The sequence below is a fragment of the Streptomyces sp. NPDC058257 genome (assembly GCF_042881845.1).
Taxonomy (GTDB): domain Bacteria; phylum Actinomycetota; class Actinomycetes; order Streptomycetales; family Streptomycetaceae; genus Streptomyces.
In genome coordinates, this window is sequence record NZ_JBHVXJ010000001.1 from 1,141,014 (window position 1) to 1,161,649 (window position 20,636).

Below are 20,636 nucleotides of genomic sequence, written 5' to 3' on the forward strand. Positions count from 1 at the left end.
ATGCGCTCCGGCACCCCCCGAAGAAGCTCCGGCACCCCCCGAAGAAAGAGACGCAGCCCCAGACTCACCCCCGTCCTCGCGCTGGCGACGGCCTGCGCCCTGACCCTGCTGACCGGCCTCGCCTCGGCCGCGCCGGCCGACCCTCCCGGCGCGGTCGCCGCAGCGGCCTGGGACACCGACCGCGCCGCCGAGGCGTACACGGCGAACCCGGCCGCCGCGACCGCGTCCGGCAACGAAGCAGGCACCCCCGGTCCTGGCGCCGCCTTCGACGGCAACGCGTCGAGCCGCTGGTCCAGCCAGTTCGCCGACGACGCGTGGATACGCGTCGACCTCGGCGCCACCCTCCGCGTCGATCGTGTCGTCCTCGACTGGGAGGCCGCCTACGGCAAGAAGTACGTCCTGGAGGTGTCCAGGAACGGCACCGACTGGACCCCCTTCTACACCGAGACGGCGGGCACGGGCGGCTCCGTCACCGCCCACACCTACCCACAGGAAGTCACGGGCCGCTACGTCAGGATGCGGGGCGTCGAACGCGCCACGCCCTGGGGCTACTCGCTGCACGCCTTCAAGGTCTACGGCGGCGAACCCGCCCCGGCCTCGACGACTCGCTCGAACCTCGCCCTGAACCACCCCGCTCGCTCCAACCGCTATCAGCACGCGGGCAATTCACCGGCCTTCGTGACCGACGGCGGCTGGCCCGCCGACCTCAAGGCCGACCAGACCCGCTGGTCGAGCGATTGGAACGCCAACCGCTGGATCTCGGTCGACCTGGGCGCGCGCTCCACGATCGACACCGTGGACCTGTACTGGGAGGCGGCCTACGCGGTCGACTACGAACTCCAGGTCTCCGACGACAACCAGACCTGGCGTACGGTGCACAAGCCCTCCACCGCGGAGGTCGCCGCGCGCCGGGCGGACGTCAAGTCTCCCGCCGACGCGGTGGGACGGCACGACAGTGTGAAGCTCTCGCAGCCCGCGACCGGCCGCTATGTGCGGATGCTCGGCAAGGAACGCAGGTCCTTCTACAACCCGGCCCCCTCCACGGCCCAATTCGGCTACTCCCTCTACGAGTTCCAGGTGTGGGGCACGGGCGGCAGCGCCTCCGCCGCGTATCCGGCGCTGCCGGGTGAGCAGTCAGGGACGTACAAGACGAAGTTCTTCGACGACTTCACCACGGAGGGCCTGGACCGTTCGAAGTGGCGCGTCGTCAGGACCGGTCAGGAGATGGGGTCGGTCAACGGCGAGTCGCAGGCGTACGTCGACTCCACCAACAACGTCCGTGCGGAGAACGGCAATCTGGTCCTACAGGCCAAATACTGCGACAACTGCACCACCGCGGGCGGCGGCACCTACGACTTCACCTCGGGCCGCATCGACACCAACACCAAGTTCGACTTCACGTACGGCAAGGTCAGCGCCCGCATGAAACTGCCGGTCGGCGACGGATTCTGGCCCGCCTTCTGGATGCTGGGCAGCGACGTCGACGACCCGAACGTCTCGTGGCCCGCCTCCGGTGAGACCGACATCATGGAGAACATCGGCTACGCGGACTGGACGAGCTCCGCCCTGCACGGCCCCGGTTACTCGGCGGACGGCAACATCGGCGCCCGCCAGACCTATCCGAACGGCGGCACGGCCGATCAGTGGCACACGTACGCGGTGGAGTGGACGCCGACGGTCATGCGCTTCTACGTCGACGACCGCGTCGTCCAGGAGACGACGCGCAACAAGTTGGAGTCCACGCGCGGCGAGTGGGTCTTCGACCACAACCAGTACGTGATCCTCAACCTCGCTCTGGGCGGCGCCTACCCGGCCGGCTGGAACAAGGTGACCCAGCCGTACTGGGGTCTGCCGCAGTCCAGCGTCGACAAGATCGCGGCGGGTGGGGTCAAGGCGGAGATCGACTGGGTGCGGGCGGAACAGAAGGGGTGACCTTCCCTGCCGGGTGGGGGGGGCGGGGACTCGCTGGGGTACACGATGCACGTCGACTTCATCGATGCACGGCGACTTCATCAACGTATGGCCGGAGGCGGAGATGGAACGCCGGGTGCGTGACTGCATCAACCCCATCATCAAGTGTGGTGCGGACGGCCACCCTTCCTGACCGCCTGTCTGCGCCCCCTGTTGCACCGCATGGCCTGCCCGACACCCATGTGCACCAGGGCCACGATATGCCCGGCATGGTCACCGAGATCACCGAGAGCGACCTCGCCCGGGGTCGTCGGCTGACCGGCGGCGCCTTCGACCGCTTCGTACTCCGGGAACTCCGCGACCACCTCGGCCAATCGAGGCGCGTCTCCCGCTCCGCCGCGCGGTCGGCGGGAAGCAGCGAGGTCCGCCGCATCGCCGCCCGCGTCGCCGATACACGCGCCGCCCAACTGAAGGCGCTGCCGGGCCGTTGAGTGGCCGACGGGGCGCAACGGTTCGTACCAACTACGCACATGTGTACGGACTTTAGGGCAAAGAGGGAGTAACGTCGTGGTGGTGCGATCGGAGCGGCTGGTTGATGGCGGCCGCCGCGCACTGGGCGGCGACGGCCGCCCAGGACGCGAGGAACGAGGCTCCCCCTCGTCGCTTCCTCGCGCGGTGCCCTCCAAGGGTGAGATGCGGGATTCCTCCCACCCGCGAAGGGCTCCGGCGGGAGCCGTGTCGTCGGTGATGCGGCTCCTGCCGACCGAGAGGGACTCACCGCCGACGGAGCCACGTTCTCATTCCACCGGGTTCTGGCCACCAGGAATTGCGGCACATGTTGTCGACGTCAGAGGAGCGGCCACCGGCGCCGTCGCGAAGACCTCCGATGCCCTCGGCAGGCGATTGTGACCTCAGCGACCGATGTAGAGGAAGCGCAAATAGCACATCAGCGACAGTTCGCGCTGTCGGAGCTTGGCAGCCACGACGGAGTCGCTCAGTGTCTCGTGGAGCGCGCTGTTCTGCTGGAGCCCGACCGTGCGCCGACCAAAATCCTGCCGCTGCTGTCGGGCCCGATCGCCCGCAACCGAGTTCTCTCGGCTCAGTCGGTCCTGACCGTCCACCATCTGCTTCCGTGCCTTCGCACGCAACGCATCGGTTTCGGACTCCACCTCATCGCGCCGGGCGATGAGGTGGAGTCGACGCCTGGCGACGCTTTGCTCGATCGGCTGTCGCTCTGACTCACTGAGGGAGACCGGTTGCCTTGCCTGAGCGGCGGCGACCAGTTGTCTGCGCCAGCGGTCGAGGGCGATGGCTTTGGTCTCGCCGATGCCAAGGACATCGACGACCCGGCCACCGCTCAACACGAGAACGGCGCCGGTGCTGTTGTAGTGGGTGTTCTGCACGGGCCGATAGCCCGTGAAATCGGCTGCCGTCCGGATGCCCGCTGCCGCCAGGCGCGATGCCAGTTTCGGCCCGATGCCGGTCGGCGGGGACTGTGCGATCAGCCGTCGGCTGAGCTGGTCCCGCACATACACCGACTGCTTGTCGGTGAGCGCTTTGGTCAGGGCACTGGTGAGTTCGCCCGTAAGCCCGGCGATCTGCCTGTTTATGTCGCGCTGCTTGCGGACCTTACGCTTCTCGGCGTCCTTGAGATCGACGCGGTATCGGGCAGTGATCTTGTCCTGATCCCGCGGGAAGGCAACGGCTCGCTTCGCCTCCGCCTCGTCGAACTTCGCCCGCTCCTGGCGCAGCTTCTCTGCTGCCTTGAGCGGGTCCTCAAGCTGGGCCAGTTGATCCGTCAGCCGGGCAAGGGCGGCCCGTGCCCGCATCCGTTCCGCACGGCGGCTTCGGGCGAACACGGTGAGCACGACGGCAGCGAGAGCGGGCACCCCCGGTCCGACCGGTGACGCCGAGAATCCCGTGACGATCATCAAGGCGGTCGCGATCAGCATGAGCGGGCAGAGCACGGCAGCGGCGACATCCAGCAACGTCCGGGTACGGAAGCCGTCCGGGACGGTGTCCGAAGGCGCAGTCGGCGTTGGCGTGGTCTGTGGAGAGATGTGCCCAGTCATCCACCCGGGCAGTCCGCTTGTACCGGGAGCAGCGGCTGCAGTGTCGGGAGCTGCTGCGGCTGAGTTCGTCGCGGCGACCCGTTGCTTGGGGGCGGCCACGGCGAGCGGGGGCAGCACGTCCAGCGGCTGGAAGGCCAAGGACCGGACTTGGTCGGCGAGACCGCTCACCGTCCGGTCGGGGTGGGTCAGCAGCGTCTGCAGTCGCGTGGAGCCACCCGGACTCTTGAAGTCATCCTCGGTGAGCAACAGGAACTCGCCACTCGGCTCGTGCAGCCGATTCCACAGAGCGGGATCGGAGGCGATCGCTTTGAGCGACAGGAAAATGACCCAGGCGGAGAACCGATCCAGTGACGCCCCGAAGTCATCATTCCCGCGCATGGGCGACTGGTAGTTGCGGTGTCCTCGCTCAGTACCACCCATTCCATCGAGTGCGGGGACGTACATCCCGTCGTAGTCGACCAGTCGTAGCGTGTCATCGCCTGCTACGAGCAGGTTGCCGTGCTGAAGGTCGCCGTGGGCTATCTCGTGGGCGGCCAGATCACGGGTCAGCGCCTCGAACCGGTCTGCCATACGGTCGACGGCGAACCCGTGGGCATGATTGTCGTCGAGCCAGGAGGACAATGTGACGGCCTCGGCCCATTCCATTTTCAGGACCGGATAGTGATCCTGCCCGACGCTGATGGCGGAAGGGAGGTACTCGAATCCAAGATTCCACGGTTGCGAGAGCTCGGCCCGGTTCAGTCCTGCCAGTCGGGAGCTGATGGCCTGATAGCGGCGCTCCTGGTCCGGGACGTGTCGGGTGAAGCATTTGATCGCGTAACGCCGACCCGAGGTGTCCGAGGTCAGCGAGAAGACACTCGCGAAGGCGCCGGAGATGGCTCGAGGTAGGCCGAGCTTGGTCAGTTCCGGCCGTGCGCCTTGGAGTTCGGGGTGCCGGAAGCACAACTGCGTGTGCTGCAAAGCCTCCGCGTATTCGGCACCGCTCGGAAATTGACGCTGCGGACCGGTGGCCTGGCCCACGTTCACCGCCCCTCGAAATCGATCCGTACGAGTGCCACGTCGTCGTTGCGCAATTGCCGGCGCTCCCGTAGACCACTCAGCCAATTCTTGAACTTGTCCAGGTCGTCAGGCCCGGCGTACTCCAGCAACTGATTCACGGCGTCCTCTTGGTCGGAGACTGACAAGAGCCACGCGGCCAGGGCGTCCGTCATCAGGAGTAGCCGGTCGCCGGGGCCGCACCGCCCTTCGGTGAAGCACGTGCGGCGGGCAAGCAATGCCACGTCGTGGTTGCGACTGCCGAACAGATCGGGAGTCAAGCCGAATTCCTCGGCTGTCGACACCGGGAACGCCTGTACCAGCTGATCGTTGTGCAAGTGGAAAAGGCAGCTGTCCCCGAGCGCCGCAGCGCGCCATCGCCAGGTCGGTTCAGCCGGACCGGAATCGGAAGCGGCGACCGGGTCGACGCGCACGGTGAGCAGGGTCGCGTAGGCACCCTCGGCCATCTTGGTGTGCTCGTACCACTTCAGTGGGCGCCCTTCGTCGTGGCGCGCCTGTGTGTACTGCCCGAGCCAGGGCTCCCACTGGGAGACAGCCGACGATGCGAAGTCCTCGAAGGCGGCGCCACCTCCCAACAGGTCCGGCCGTTCCATGGCACACTCGGCCGCCGCACGGGACAGCAGCCTGGCCCAGTCCTTGGCCAGTGCACTCTCCGTCGCACCGTCGCAGACACCCGCTGTGAGCGGCTCCTGCAGCTCGTCGTCGTGCGGGCGGCCGGGAATCACGGCGACAGCGTCTTCGCATTCCGCGTCCGTACTTCCGTGCTTGGGAGCCACGAACTGCGTGACGTACACGCATGATGTGGAAGTCGTCACCGCAGTTCAGTGGCCCGAGTGCCGATGTCGAGGAACTGCACGACGGTGGTGATGTCCGCGTTGTAGACGAATCCCCGGGTGGTCTCGCTGACCCGCTGCCCCTGTGAGGCTGCGTACGAACGCATGTGGCTGGGCAGCGGGCTCGACATGGCGAACAAGGTCCGGGCGTAGCTGTCGGGGAGACCACTGTCCGTGTCCGGGAAGGCAGTGGGGGTGCCGCCCGCAGCGGACACGTGCAGGTTGAACAGCAGCGCCGCTCCGTCGGCGGTGGCGTGCGAGGTGACGGCCTCGGCAGCCGCGGTGGGGTCGCCGTCGGTGGACTCCCCGTCCGTCAGGTTGATGACGATGGGCGGGAAACTGGCCGGGAAGCGCTCGGTCCACCCGGCGACAAGGCTCTCGGCGTATTGGAGCGCGCGGTTCATGGGAGTTCCGCCGTGGGCGATCGGGTCCATCCACAGCGGAAAGCTGACCGCCGTTTCCACCAGGCCGCCGGCACCGTCAGGCACTTTCTTGCTTCGCTCGTCGACGCGGGCCGGGTTGTCCGCCACCTCGCTGAGGGGGACGATGTCGCGGCCCGCCAGCGACCCCGCGAACGCTGAGCCCACGGTGGCGCCGTAGCCGATTACCGCGACGTGGAAGTAGTCGCGTACGCCTTCCTCTTTTGCGCACTTGACCGAGAGTTCGGTGAGTAGCCGGTTGATGGCGTCGGCGACGACATCAGCCTTCTGCTGGGGAACTTCACCGCCAATGGGATCGCTCATAGAGGTCGACTGATCGATCAGGAAGATGATGCTCGTCGGGTTGCTGCGGCTGATCTCTGCCGTGTACGGCACATTGAGCTCCTGGCGGGCTGCGAAGAAGGCGGTCGTCGGAGAGGCTCGGACGACATGCTGACGGGCCGGTGGCGGGCCGCCGTCGCGCAGGTCAAGTCAGTGAGTTCCCCCAACTCCACTGTAGTGTGCAGGAATTGGTGGCGGGCATATTCAGGTTGATCTCTACGAAATTCCGCGCTTCGACCTCATTGGCCGCCGAGCCGATCCATCACCCGTTCCGCTCGGCCGGCCCACACGTGCCAGGCGGGCAGTCGTACGCCGTTCGGCAGCAGGGCCGCGTGACTGAGGGCGAGTCTCAGGTGGCGTGCTCCCTCCATGTCGGCGGGCGCCCCGTGGTCCAGCCGGACCTGGGCCGCGTCCGTACCCCGGCGGACGTCGAAGTCGTAGGGATAGCCATCGGCCGTGATGTTCCGGTCGAGCTGGACTCCGGAGATCTTGCCCGTCAGGAGGTGTTGAAGCCGGTCGCCGACAAGCTCGTCGGCCTGTCCGGACTCCGCGCCGGGCGAGACCTGTGCAGCTTTGGCCTCAGCGGCGTCCAGCAATGCGCGCGGCATCCCCGCACGCACCGACCAGAAGTCACGGCCCCCGAACACGATGAGATGCGAACGAGCACGAGTGATGGCCACGTTCCACAGGTTGACCTCGCGGCACAGCCAGCTGACCGCACTGGGGCGCATTCTTTCGCCCGCGACCAGTGACAGCAGAATCACGTCCTGCTGCCCTCCCTGGAACGTGTGCACCGTACCGACCCGCACGCGCGGCTCGTGCTCCCAGCGCTTGGCGATCAAGTCTTTCTGGGCGCGGAACGGGGTGACGACTCCTACCGTCGAGCCTTGAGGAAGCCGCCTCAGCAACCGCTCCACCGACATATGAACGCGATCCGCCTCCTCCTGGTTCATCCAGGACCCGCTGCCGCCTCTGCGCGCCGTCCCCTGCACATCGAGCCACTGCACCGCGTCGACCCCTTCGAGGCGCCGCAACGACCGAGGCTCGGTGAGGACGGTCAGCCGGTCGCCGTAACAATGCCGGTTGGAGATGCCGACGATGTCCGGGTGGCAGCGGAAGTGCTCGTCCAGCAGCAGGGTCTGGCCCGCCGCATGGGCGGCCGCATGGAACGAGGAGTATCGACGGTGCTCGAGCCGGTGCTCGTCGAGCCAACTGGCCCGTAGCCCCGCCCCACGGTGTGCCTCGGCCTCCTGCCGGGGCTGAAGGGTGGTGATGTGCTGCAACTGCATGGGGTCGCCGATCACGAGGGCCCGACGTGCGCGAAAGAGCAGAGGGAGCACGTCCGGCGTGGAGCACTGGCTCGCCTCATCGACAATGACCAGGTCGAAGAGGCCGGCGCGGTCCCGGAATCGCCGTGGGGACCTCGCGGTGACGGCCCAGCCCGACACCTGCGGCAGGATGCGCTCCAAGGACGACCATTGGCGCGGCGACCGTGACTTCACGGCTTCGATGCGGTCGTGGATGGCCGCGCGGGCGGTCGTGGCCTGCTCTGCCACCGAAGTCTGCAGGAGTGCCGCCGCCGTCTCCCGAACCCGCCGATCGGTCTCACGAAGCGTCGTCAGGAGCTGGGTGTCGTCCGCGGCCGCAGCAGCTTCGGCGCCCGTCTGCCGCCAAGCGGCCTCCGCTTTCGCGAAACACACCAGACCGTCGAACTCCCGACGCTCTGCGGTCTGTGCGGACAGCGGGGCGAGACCGCGCAGACACCGCCTTCGCAGCCACCCACCGAGCATCCCGAGGCGCGCTGCCGTGCGAGCCCGGCGCAGCCACCTGCCGAGGGAGACATCGTCGCCCAGAGCCGTAGCGAGCGTCTCGGGGTCGCCATGGTGTTGTTCGGCGTAGGCGAAGCGGAGCCGTCCGAGGTCAGCGAGCTCCCGCTCCCGGGCGGCGGCCTCCGAGAGTTGTCGGCGCAGCGCCTTCTGCTCGCGAAGATGGTTCCGCAGTTCACCCCGGTGCATCTGGGACGACTGGTGGGGCTGCACGCTGCGGGTCAGCTTCTCCAACGTCCGCAGCTCTTCATCGACAGCTGTCTGGTTGCCCGTACGTACCAGAAGACCCGGAGCCAGGGCTTCGCAGCGCTCCCACACCTCGTCCACCGCTTTGTTGTTGGTGGAGGCGACGAGCACGGTCTGGCCGGCCGCTCTGGCCGTGGCAACCGCATTGACGATGAGCTGGCTCTTCCCGGTGCCAGGCGGTCCGGTGGCGACGGTGAGCGGGCGGACCATCGCCGCCCGGATGACCTCTTCCTGTCCTTCGTTCAGTTCCAGCGGTGCGACGACCTGCACCTCCTGCTCAGCGCTCTCGTCCACCGCCTGGTTCGCTCTCGCGGTGAGCGCCCCGAGCGCGGTGTCCGGGAACTGCCCGACGCTCTTCTGCAGCGTTTTGTAGTCCTTCATCAGCTGTGCAGTGGCCGCCGAGTCCGACCGTGCGGCGAAAACGATCGCCACGTTGCGGGCGCCCTCGTGCGCGGCGTAGAGCGAGCTGCCGTCGCCGAGGGATCCGGGATCGAGGTGCTCTGTATCGGGCAGCCCCAGTTCCTGCAGCAGACTCCGCAGGTCACGGACCATGTCTTCCCGGAACCCCGGACGCCAGTTGGGCTGGTAGGCGGCGAGCAGTTCCCTTCCTTCGTCCTTGCCCAACCGGTCGAGAACAAGTTGGGGATGCAGGACGATCGGCCCTGTGGGTGTCACCACGCTGCGTCCCTGCGGATCGCGTTCGACCTCGATCTGACGCATGGCAAGCGGCGCGCACATCTGCCGTTTGCCGTCGTAGAGAACAGCGGCGGGGTACCCGTACCACAGGTCCGCACTGTCCTTCTGCGCACGCTCGGCAAGGTCCACGACGCGTTCCGGCGCGTGTACCGCGGATTCCGTACCGGAGAGCAGAACTTCCTCCCCAGCGGGCCAGACCGCGCGTGGAGGGTCGCTGCCCACCAGCGGCAGGAGTTCGCCGGTGGAGTTCTCCGCCTCCAGGCAGTGCTGGTAGTACGCCAGTAGCCGGCTCCAGTCGGCGTCGGTGAAGGAAGAGTCGTCGTGGGCTGCCTCGGCAGCCTTGACCGGTGCCGGTGTGACGCCTCCCGCTCCGTCGGAAACTGCGGTGAGACCGGCGGGCAACGGCTTGAGGGCGGGGATCTGACGGCCGGTGGAGGCAGTGGCGAGATAGATGTCGCCGGTCACCTGCAGACTGGACTGCGTCGGTGTCTGCCTGCGTCCGTCAGGTGCTTTACGCAGGTCACGGCTGATGTACCGGAACAGGTCGTTGGCCGAGACCCTCCCGTCACCGTCCAGGTCCGCTTGTCCCGAGTGCAGACCTTCGACCATCGCTTTGGTGAACTGCGAGGGCTGGTCCGCATCGGTGGTGAAGGCCTGTTCCCAGTGCTGCGACGCGGTGATGACGTACACACCGCTGGCCTCGACCACCGGTGCCGTGCCCGAGTGAGCGGCCCCCTTGCTGCGAAAGCCCTGCACTGCGCTGCCGCTGAAACAGCAGTCGAGCAGCAGGACCTTGCGCCGCGCGGCGCATTTCTCCAACTGGTCGGTAACGTAAGAGGCTTCGAGTGCTGTCTGCTGGAGCCGGTCAGCCTCGGTGTCCGTGGTGACGTAGTAGAGCTGACCGTCCTCACGGTCGTACGCGCCATGGCCGCTGAGATAGAGCACGACCAGTTCGTCCGGCTCACGGCCCCTGAGGAACTCTTCGACGGCCTGCTTGATAGCCGCCTTCGACGAGTCCTCGACCCGTACACATTTCTCGTACCTGCCGACCGCAGGCATCTCCAGGATCTGGCTCAAGTAGTGAACATCCGCGCGTACGGACGGCAGAGCGGAGAATTGCGCGTCCTCGTAGACAGCGGTGCCCACGAGCAAGGCGTGCTGACGGCTCATCGCTCGTCTCCCGGTCCGGCGACGCCCGGCCCGGCGCCCCGTCCGTCCTGGCCGTCCCGCAGCGCCTTCACCTCACGCCCGGACACTCCGCCCTGGAACTCCGTGACCGTGCCGTCGGAGTGCACGACACGCACCTTGCGGCTCTTACGTACGTCGACCCACGCCTTGATGGCAGTTCGCGCCAGCGCGAAGGTGCCCGTGGTGAGGATGAGCACGACCTCCGGGGTCAGCAGTTCCGCCCCCTTCGCACTCTCCGCCTTTCCCTGCCCTTCAGAAGGGGCGAAGCGCACCTGGGCTCCGTTCAGCCGGCGCAGAACATCGCGGAGTTCTCGCGCTTCTAGCTCCGCATGCCGCGGGTCGGCACCGAAAACCTGGATCTGCGCGGACTCGATCTCGTCGGACATGTTCTCCCTCATATCGCCAACTCGCTTACTTGCGCCCAGGGTTACCCGCGCCCCTGACACCCCGTCAGTCACGTGATCTTTCCCGCCGCCATGCGGCGGTCGTCCAGCGCCTTTGTGGTGCGTCCACGTCCGCGATCCGCAGGATTCTGTACAGCGACTCGCCCATGTCCGCCCACCTCTCCAGCGCGTCCCGGTCCACCAGGTGGATCCCATAGCGTGGACCGCTGGCCCTCGCGGCTGCCGTAAATCCTCCGGTGGTGACGATCACCGCGAAGTGAGCACCGTGGTCGTGGCGGTACGTGCCGTTGACTCGCTGTACGTCCTGGTCCCCGACCCTGCGGTCCGGCCGCAGCCGCTTGCACTGCACGACGACCCGTCGTCGCGAACGGTCGACTACGAGTACGTCGGCGCCCTTGTCCCCGGCTCTGCCCACGTGCTCCGCGGCCAGTCCGTCCCGACTCAGCAGAGAACAGACCGCCAGCTCGAACTCCCGGGGATCCAGGGCATCGAGATGCGCCAGCGAATATCGCACGGGCCCCGCAGGAAGCGCCGAGCGCCCACTCCACCTCCGTAGGGCCAGCCTCCCCGGCTTCAACCCCAATCCCACTGCCGCGGCGGCCAGCACAATGCCCGTCCGCACCGGCCACTGCGCGGCCGTCTGCCACAGACCGCTGATTCCGGCCAGGCCCCCTATCCCCCACGCCCACCAGGGAATTGCCTCCCAGCCTCCTTGGCTCCGCCTACGCCGCATCAGACGGCCGGGCCGAAGAGCGCAAACATGCCACCGGCCAGCCCGAACAGCGCGAGGCCCGCCAGATCGGTGATCGTGACCAAGGTGAAGGTGTGGTCGCGGCAGCGCGCGAACAACCCTCTGCGTCTACGACGGCACGGCCGGTGGAGTGCCGTCGGACCGCCACACCGCGACACCAGCGCGATACCACCGATCACCAGTAATGCCATGGCGAGCAGCATCAGATCCCCCGTCCCCCGCCTATGCCTCATGAGTATTCGGGAAAGCCATCCACCCCGACCAGTACTTCTTCGGCCGAGCTGGCCGAAATGGGGGCGCGTGGGAGTATCGGCGCCGCCCATTTCCGCGCGTGTCCCTTGCGCGCGCCCCCCAGCATCGACAGTTGCGGATCCACGCACGCCTTACCCGCCGCTGTCGGCCACGGCTAGGATTCCTTGAATCCGTGACGTGGTGGAACGGCATGTAGACACACCAACGGACAGTGGCTGGGGACAGATTCAAGGGGCGGGGACAGCGCATGCGGCAAGGTCGGTGGACCACGGTCACCGAGTCGGAGTTCGACCATGAACACCGTGGCCTGGAAGCCATCCGGGAGAGGCTGGCGGACGCCGATCCCTGGCGCGCGTGGTCGAACTTCACCTTCACCGCCCACACCGGACACGTCCGCGAGGTCGACCTCCTCGTCGTCGCGCCAGGCGGTGTCTACATGATCGAGCTCAAGGACTGGCACGGCTCCGTGACCAGCGAGAACGGCACCTGGGTGCAGACGACCCCCGGTGGCCATCGCCGCCCGCACGGCAACCCGCTCCACCTCGTCAACAAGAAGGCGAAGGAACTGGCCTCGCTGCTCGGCCAGAACGGCAGGCGGGTGTGGGTCGGCGAGGCCGTCTGCTTCACCGACGGCGGGTTACGCGTCCGCCTGCCCGCCCACGATCAGAACGGCGTCCACACGGTCGACGAGCTGGTCACGATGCTGAAGCAGCCGCCGCGCGACGAGCGGCGACGCATCAACGCCGTCGAGTCCCGTGAGATCAAGACCAAGCTCGAACGGATCGGCATCCGGCGCAGTGACGCCGAGTACAAGGTCGGCCCGTATCAACTGGACCGCAAGTCTTTTGATTCAGGGCCGACTTGGACCGACTACAAGGCGAGTCACAGTGAGCTGCCCGAAGTGGCCCGGGTCCGCGTCTACCTCAGCGAGCGCGGATCGGACGCCTCGCTGAGGCGGTCGGTGGAGAACGCGGCCCGCCGCGAAGCGGCCGTGCTGCAGCGCTTCAAGCACCCGGGCGTGGTCCAGCTCAAGCAGTACTACCCGTCCGGGCACTCGGCTGGCCCCTCCCTGATCTTCGACTACGACCCGCGCACGCTGCGCCTGGACGAGTACCTGCTCCAGCACGGCAAGGGTCTCGACATCCTCGGCCGCATGGCACTGGTCCGCCAGCTCGCCGAGACGATACGTTCCGCGCACTCCGCCCGCATCCACCACCGTGCGCTGGCCGCCCGCGCCGTTCACGTGATTCCCCGCGACCGGGGCCGTCGCGGTCGGGCGGTCGGGGAGGACGCCGCCTGGCTCACCCCCCGCCTGGAGATATCGGACTGGCAGATCGCCACCCAGCGCGCATCCGGCACGGACGGCGACAGCGGGCAGGGAGCGACCCGCTTCGCACCGACCGCGTTATCGGCGATGCACCTGGCGGAGGGCTCCGATCCCTATTTCGCCCCGGAGTTGACCGCCCTCAAGGCCGACCCGGTCTACCTGGACGTGTACGGCCTCGGCGTCCTCACGTACCTCCTGGTCACGGGCCGGGCCCCGGCCGCGAGCCAGGCCGAGCTGCTGGCCCGTCTTGAGGCGGGCGAGGGTCTGCGCCCCAGTTCGTTGGTCGACGATCTCTCCGAGGACATCGACTTCCTGGTGCAGGCGGCGACCGCCTACCGGCCCGGTCAACGTCTCTCCTCGGTCGACGAGTTCCTGGAGATGCTGGAGATCGTCGAGGACGGCCTGACCGCCCCGGCCTCGGCACCCGATCCCGAACCGGCCGAGCACCCCGAGAAGGACCCCCTCGAAGCGGTGGCCGGAGATGTGCTCGGCGGGCGCTGGGAAGTCCGACGCCGCCTCGGAACCGGTTCCACCAGCCGGGCCTTCCTCGTCCGCGACCTGGAGGCCGAAGCGCGCAAGACCCGCCCGCTGGCCGTCCTGAAGGTGGCTCTCTCGGACAGCAGGGGCCAAGTCCTGCTTCACGAGGCCGAGGTGATGAACCGGCTGCGCCCCGACTCTCGCGTGATCCGGCTCGTCGAGCCGGAACCCCTGCACATCGGCTCGCGTACCGTCCTCGCCCTGGAGTACGTGGGCGACGAGCGCGAGGCCACTGAGCCGGACGCCGAGCCCTCCGATTCCAGCACCGGCGCCGGCACCAACACGCGCACCCGCCGCCGCGAGGAGACCGTCGCACGCCAGCTGCGCGAGCACGGCCGCCTGAAAATGGACCAGTTGGAGGCCTACGGCGACTATCTCTTCGGTGCCGTGGACTTCTTGGAGGGCGAGAGCGTCTGGCACCGCGACATCAAGCCGGACAACATCGCTATACGCATCCGTCCCAACCGCACCCGCGAACTGGTCCTCATCGACTTCTCCCTGGCGGGCTACCCGGCCAAGGACTACGAGGCCGGCACGGACGGTTACCTCGACCCGTTCATCGGCAGCCTGACCCGCACCGCGTACGACTCGCACGCCGAGCGGTACGCGATAGCCGTCACCCTCCACCAGATGGCCTCGGGCGAATTACCGAAGTGGGGCGACGGCTCGCTCCCGCCGAGGATGACGGACGCGAAGGAATTCCCGTACCCGACCGTCCAGGCCGACGCCTTCGAGCCCGCTGTAAGGGACAGTCTGGTCGCCTTCTTCCGCAAGGCCCTCCACCGGGACGCGGCGAAGCGCTTCGCCGAGCTGAAGCCGATGCGGGACGCCTGGCGGAAGATCTTCCTGGACGCCACACAGACGGTGCCGTCCAGCCACCGTTCCCGCCACCCCGAGCCCGCACCACAGGAGACCGCTGCCGGTGAGCGGTCCACGGCGATCGCGGACGCCGAGCCGCTCACCGCGGACGAACAGCGTGAGCGTCTGGCGGCGGCGGTCACCCGCGACACGCACCTGTCCGCGGCCGGTCTCACCCCGGCCGCGGAGTCCTTCCTCTACGGCCTCGGGATCACAACCGTCGGCGGCCTTCTCGACTACAGCCGCAGCAAGCTCCTCAACGCACCGGGCCTGGGCACCAAGACCCGCACCGAGGTTCAGCGACGCCAGCGCCAGTGGGGCAAGCTGCTGCGCGAGGCCTCGCTCTCGCCGCTCACCCCCAAGGGCCGCGCGGAGGCGAAGGAGGAGCTCGCCCAGCTCACCGCCACCGGGTCGGCGGTGGCCGGAGCCACGGTTCTGGGTGAGGGAGCGTCGCGGCTGACGGATTCCGTCCTTCGTTCGGTGAGCCTGGACACCCTCGCCACCCTCTTCGTTCCCGAGCTGAACAACAACCGCTCCAACAGCAACAAGGTCGAGATGGTACGGCTGTTGCTGCGGCTGCCCGACGAGCGCGGAGAGCTGCCCGGCATCGGCGTCTGGCCCAAGCAGAAGGACGTCGCGGAAGCGCTCGGCCTGTCCGCCGGGCGCATCCCGCAGATGCTGAAGGAGGAGAGAAAGCGCTGGAAGAAGCACCCTGCGGTCCAGGCTCTGCGGGACGAGATCGTCGGCCTGCTGGTGGGCCTCGGCCGGGTCGCCCCCGCCGTGGAGATCGCCGATGCCCTCGCCGTGCGACGCGGTACGCAGTTGCCGGGGCGCGAGCAGCGCCGGGCGCTGGCTCTGGCGGCGGTTCGGGCGGTCGTGGAAGTGGAGCAACTCCAGCCGGAAGAGGCGGAGTTCCAGCACCAAGCCAACCGCAGGGCGACGGAGGACGTACTAGCAGCGGGCCTGCTCGCGCTGGACGTGCGGGAAGGTGACGCCCCGGACACCCCGACGGCTCCGGGCCTCCTCGACTACGCGACCCGCCTGGGCAAGACAGCCGACCGCCTGACCCGTCTGGATACGTTGCCGACGGCCACGACGGTCCTGAGCGAGCTGGGCGCACTCACCCCACCGCCCGGTGTCGTGGACTGGGACGAACGGCGCCTGGTCGAACTGGCCGCCGCCGCGTCCGTGAACGCGGCGGCCACGCCCCGCCTGGAGATCTATCCGCGCGACCTGCCCTTGGTACGGGCCCTGCGCCTGACCCAGGCCGGTCTAGTACGGCTGATCGCAGGCGTACCCGAATCCCGGCAGCCCGGCCTGACGGGCGAGGACGTCAACGAGCGGGTACGGGCCCGCTTCCCCGAGCTGGTCATCAAGGACAGCCGGGGCACGAGCACACACGAGCTGCCGACCGGCGGCCCGCTGACCAAGGCATTGCGCGACGCCGGTTTCGACCTCACCCTCTCGACGCGCGAGGACACGAGGACGCCCCGCTATCTGCCGACGCGGATGGACAGTGCGTCCACCTATCTGACGGTCGCGGACTGGCGGCAGTCGACGGAGGCCGGTGCGGTGACGCGCTACTCCGACGATCCGCTGGTCGCGGGCGGGGTGCGCGCGGACGAGCGACTCCTCGCGTCGGCCCGGCGGGACGGCTACCGGGTCCTGACGGTGCATCATGCGCGGACGGTCGAGGCGGTACGGAGGCTGGCGGGCCATCGCATCGGGGCGCAGCCGGTCTCCGTGACCGAACTCTTCCTGTCGTCGATGCACGCGCTTGTCCCTCCGGGCACGAAGCCGACGTGGGAAACGCTCCTGAAGGCGGACGTGGCCGAGCCGGGCTCGCGGGGTGCGCTCAAGTTCGGCGAGTACGCGCGGACCGCGTGGGGCGCGGTGGAACCGCAGGTACGGGAGCTGTTGGACCTTGGGGCCGGCTCGGGCCCGGTTCTCCTGACCGAGGCGGCCGTGTTCGCCCGGTACGACGGCATGGGCATCCTGGACCGGCTCGCGGAGGCGGCTCGGCAGGGTGGGCGCGGGCTGTGGCTGCTGGTGCCACAGGCGGACCCGGGGCGGGAGCCGAAGCTTGGGCACACGGCGGTGGCGTACCAGGCCGGCCTGGGGGAATGGATCGACCTGCCGGACTCGTGGGTCAGGAAGGAGTACCTGTCCAGCCTGACGAACGTGAGTGTCTTAGGCACGAACGGTAAGAAGGGGGCGGCGAGTGATCGACCGCAGGGCCCTGCTGAATGACCTGAAGCAGCAGGTCACGGCAGTCGAGGCTGACCTTGGCAAGCAGGTCGGAGTGGTGGCGGAGGGCGAGAGGTTGCGCTCCGAATACGAACGCGCGCGCAAGCTGGGCCGCACTGCGGCAACCTGGAACTCCTGGTTGGACGATCGGGTCACGCAGGTCGCGGTGGCATGGGTACTGGGCGCGGTCTTCGTCCGGTTCGTCGAGGACAATGGGCTGATTCCCGAGCCGTATCTGACGGCGCCGGAGGCCGATCGGCGGGATCTGGCGCTGGCACGGTTCGAAGAGTACGTCTCGGAGTCGGAGGACCCGACGTACCGGGGCTGGCTGGAGCATGCGTTCGCGGAGCTGGGGGCGGGGCAGGCGGGTCGACTGCTATTCGACCGGCGGCACAACCCCCTGTTCCAGATTCCGTTGTCGCACGACGGCGCGCGAGAATTGGTGGAGTTCTGGCGTCAGCGGGATGCGGACGGCGCCCTCGTCCACGATTTCACGGACCCGCTGAAGAGGGACGCGGACGGGACGCGAGGGTGGGACACACGGTTCCTGGGTGACCTCTATCAGGACCTGGATGGGTCTGCGCGGAAAACATACGCGCTGCTTCAAACACCCGAATTCGTGACGGAGTTCATCCTCGACCGGACAATGAATCCGGCGGTCCGGGACTTCGGGTACGAGGGTCTGAGGGTGATCGACCCCACGTGTGGCTCGGGGCACTTTGTGCTGGCAGCGTTTCAGCGGCTGGTACGGCTGTGGGCGGAGGGTCGGCCCGGCAAGGACGTGCACGAGCGGGTGAAGGAGTCGCTGAACTCCGTGCACGGGGTGGACTTATATCCCTTCGCGGTGGCTATAGCGCGGTTCCGGTTGTTAGTGGCAGCAATGGCTGCAAGCGGAGTGCGCACACTGAGGGAAGCCGCTGAGCACGAATGGCCAATTCACCTTGCGGTAGGCGACTCTCTTATCAAAGCTCAACAATTGGAGTTACCACTTACCTTAAGCGAGGATGAGGGCGGCGACATCGAGGGTGACCCACTAGCCGCATTTACCTATACGACGGAAGACGTACACGACCACCCTGAAATTCTGCAGCAGGGGCGCTACCATGTGGTAGTCGGTAATCCCCCGTACATTACCGTACAAGATAAGAAACTCAATCAACTTTATCGGGAACTGTACTCCGCATGCAACCGCGAGTACGCACTTTCAATCCCATTCACGCAGCGATTCTTCGAGCTCGCAAAGCAAGGTGATACAGACGGTTTCGGATACGGAATCGTAGGTCAAATCACAGCCAACTCGTTCATGAAGCGCGAGTTCGGCGGCAAGCTGATTGAAGAATATTTCGCACATAACATTGAATTAACTGAGGTTATTGACACGTCCGGGGCATACATCCCAGGACACGGGACCCCGACGGTGATCCTGGTTGGAAAGCGACGGTCAGGCCCAAAGCGTTCAACATCAATTCGAACGGTGCGTAGCATCCAAAGTGAGCCTTCAGTGCCGGATGAGCCTGCCAATGGGCTTGTCTGGAATGCTATCGTTAAACAGATCGAAGACCCCGGATCAGCAAGCTTGTGGGTCTCTGTAGATGACTTAGATCGCCAACAGTACTTCGCCAAGCACCCATGGGTCCTGACTGCTGGGGGGCTAGAGATGATCGAACAGATCGCTCTAGCCCAACAGGCTCCACTGAAGGATTCACTTGCGCTCGGCATCGGCGCAGCAGCGATCAGCGGCGAGGACAACGCATTTTTCTTACCTGATGCGCAAACCGCCCGCCGTCTGCGCCTGAACAGGTCACTTCCTGTGGCCACAGGTTCGACAGTTCGAGACCTCATGGTCAACTCATCAATGATCTGCAATTGGCCTTATGGCTCCAACCTAGAAAGACTCCCAGAAGAAGAAATACCCGGAAACATCTCTTCGCTCTGGCCGTATCGCAGGATCTTACAGAAGCGCAGGCGCTTTGGTGTTGAAATCGACACCATCCCTGGGCTTAAATGGTACGAGTTTCGCGAGCTATACAAGGCAAAATTGCAAAATCCGAGCTCCATTGTCTTCGCGGAGGTTGCGACACATAACCATTTTGCCATATTTGAAGGGGAAGGAGTTTTCAACCAAACATCCCCCTTGATCAAGTTGACGCCTCCCGCCGAGCGTAGCGATTACGCCACCGCGCTAGGCCTGTTGAGCAGCTCAACTGCCTGTTTCTGGCTGAAGATGGCATGTCACAATAAGGGAGGAAGCGGACTGGGGCGAGGGTTCCAGGACCAAGAGTGGGAAAACCGCTACCAGTTCAATGGAACCAATGTCGAGAGATTCCCTCTTCCCTCAACATCTCGTATCCTCCTTGCCGCCACTCTAGACAATCTTGCTAAAAACTTCAGCTACGCAAGCCCCTCCGCTGTTCCTTCCGAGGCGCCCCCCACGATCCACACCCTCCGCGAGGGACACCACATGTGGCTCTCAACCCGTGCCCGGATGATCGCTCTCCACGAGGAGTTGGACTGGCAGGTCTACTCGCTCTACAACCTCTACCCCGAGGACCTGCGTGTGTCCAAGGACCCCGAATCCCCTAACCTTCCCGACCTCGGCCTCGGAGAGCGCGCTTTCGAGATCCTCCTCGCCCGTCAGGTCGCCGCAGGCGAAGCCAGTGGCGAATGGTTCAAGCGGCATGGGTCCACGCCAATCACTGAGGTTCCCACTCACTGGCCTGCCGCCTACCGCGAGGTTGTCCAGAAGCGGATCGATGCCATCGAGTCGTCCCGCGCTATCGGCATGGTCGAACGGCCCGAGTACAAACGACGTTGGGCCACCGAAGGGTGGGACACGCTTCAGGAAAAGGCGCTGCGTATCTGGTTGCTCGACCGGATCGAGGATCGTGCGCACTGGTTCGACGAGAACGGGATGCCCGCCCTCGTCACGCTGTCCCGCCTCACCGACAACCTCTCCCGCGATGAGGACTTCGTCTCCGTCACCAAGATCTATGCCCCCCGCAAGGACCTGCACTCCGTCATCGCCGAATTGATGACCGACGAGCATGTGCCCTTCCTCTCCTCCCTGCGCTACAAGCCCGCCGCCCTCAAGAAGCGCGCCGACTGGGAGCACGTCTGGGATCTTCAGCGGCAGGAAGACGCCGCTCCCGACGAGCCGGCCAAGCGGAAAATCCGGGACCGCATCCCCGTACCGCCGAAGTACACCTCTGCCGATTTCCTGCGGCCCTCCTACTGGCGAGCGCGCGGCAAGCTGGACGTGCCCAAGGAGCGGTTCATCTCGTACGCGCGGGCCAACGTCGCTACCCCCGACCTGTACGGCTGGGCCGGCTGGGACCACCGGGAGCAGGCCATCGCGCTCGACACGTACATCGCCACCCACGAGGGCCTGACCACCGAAGAGGTCACCCCACTCCTCGCCGGGCTGCTCGAACTCCAGCCCTGGCTGAACCAGTGGCACAACGAGCCCGACCCGCTCTTCTCACCGACCCCCGCCAAGTTCTTCGAGGGCGACCGGCAAATGGAACAGGGCAAGCACGGCCTCACCGACGACGACCTGCGCGCCTGGCGACCGGCCGCCGTGACCAGAGGGCGCCGCACCGCCAAGAAGTAGTCCCCCAGCTACGCCAACGGCCCCGCGATCCGAGCAGATCGCGGGGCCGTTGTCTTGCCTG

Annotated in this window: 11 protein-coding genes; 4 read left to right on the top strand and 7 right to left on the bottom strand. The window is 66.8% G+C overall.

The features are described 5' to 3' along the window. On the top strand, positions 1-1,932 hold the full coding sequence (locus tag ACFVXC_RS04915) for a discoidin domain-containing protein (RefSeq protein WP_389901445.1): 1,932 nt from the start codon (positions 1-3) through the stop codon (positions 1,930-1,932). A gap of 248 nt (positions 1,933-2,180) precedes the next feature. Continuing rightward, positions 2,181-2,402 carry a hypothetical protein gene (locus ACFVXC_RS04920; protein WP_389901447.1) on the top strand — a complete coding sequence of 74 codons (222 nt, stop codon included), beginning with the start codon at positions 2,181-2,183 and terminating at the stop codon, positions 2,400-2,402. Positions 2,403-2,822: 420 nt separating this feature from the next. Here the strand turns inward: ACFVXC_RS04920 and ACFVXC_RS04925 are convergent, their stop codons facing one another. The 7 genes from ACFVXC_RS04925 to ACFVXC_RS04955 form a co-directional block, all read right to left on the bottom strand. After that, positions 2,823-5,003, bottom strand: coding sequence for a hypothetical protein (locus ACFVXC_RS04925; protein ID WP_389901448.1), 2,181 nt, complete (start codon positions 5,001-5,003; stop codon positions 2,823-2,825). A 2-nt stretch (positions 5,004-5,005) separates the two neighbouring features. Then, entirely contained in the window at positions 5,006-5,764 is a 759-nt protein-coding gene (locus tag ACFVXC_RS04930; protein WP_389901450.1) for a hypothetical protein, read from the bottom strand. 86 nt (positions 5,765-5,850) lie between these two features. Beyond that, complete coding sequence (locus ACFVXC_RS04935) at positions 5,851-6,687, bottom strand: vWA domain-containing protein (RefSeq protein ID WP_389901451.1); 837 nt, start codon at positions 6,685-6,687, stop codon at positions 5,851-5,853. A gap of 185 nt (positions 6,688-6,872) precedes the next feature. After that, positions 6,873-10,571: an AAA domain-containing protein gene (locus tag ACFVXC_RS04940; RefSeq protein WP_389901453.1), complete on the bottom strand. Its 3,699-nt coding sequence runs from the start codon at positions 10,569-10,571 to the stop codon at positions 6,873-6,875. After that, a complete protein-coding gene (locus ACFVXC_RS04945) occupies positions 10,568-10,975 on the bottom strand; it encodes a hypothetical protein (protein WP_389901455.1) in 408 nt (135 codons plus the stop codon). The genes ACFVXC_RS04940 and ACFVXC_RS04945 overlap by 4 nt, the downstream gene beginning before the upstream one ends. Positions 10,976-11,039: 64 nt before the next feature. Next, a complete protein-coding gene (locus tag ACFVXC_RS04950) occupies positions 11,040-11,507 on the bottom strand; it encodes a restriction endonuclease (protein ID WP_389901456.1) in 468 nt (155 codons plus the stop codon). A gap of 218 nt (positions 11,508-11,725) precedes the next feature. Then, a complete protein-coding gene (locus ACFVXC_RS04955) occupies positions 11,726-11,947 on the bottom strand; it encodes a hypothetical protein (RefSeq protein WP_389901457.1) in 222 nt (73 codons plus the stop codon). 296 nt (positions 11,948-12,243) lie between these two features. Here ACFVXC_RS04955 and pglW point away from each other — a divergent pair, with 296 nt between their 5' ends. Both pglW and pglX read left to right on the top strand, forming a co-directional pair. Further along, the gene (gene pglW, locus ACFVXC_RS04960) at positions 12,244-16,968 is read left to right on the top strand and encodes a BREX system serine/threonine kinase PglW (protein WP_389901459.1); all 4,725 of its coding nucleotides are present in this window, start codon (positions 12,244-12,246) and stop codon (positions 16,966-16,968) included. Further along, a complete protein-coding gene (gene pglX / locus ACFVXC_RS04965) occupies positions 16,940-20,575 on the top strand; it encodes a BREX-2 system adenine-specific DNA-methyltransferase PglX (RefSeq protein WP_389901461.1) in 3,636 nt (1,211 codons plus the stop codon). Before pglW ends, pglX begins: the two co-directional genes overlap by 29 nt. Positions 20,576-20,636: the final 61 nt, after the last annotated feature.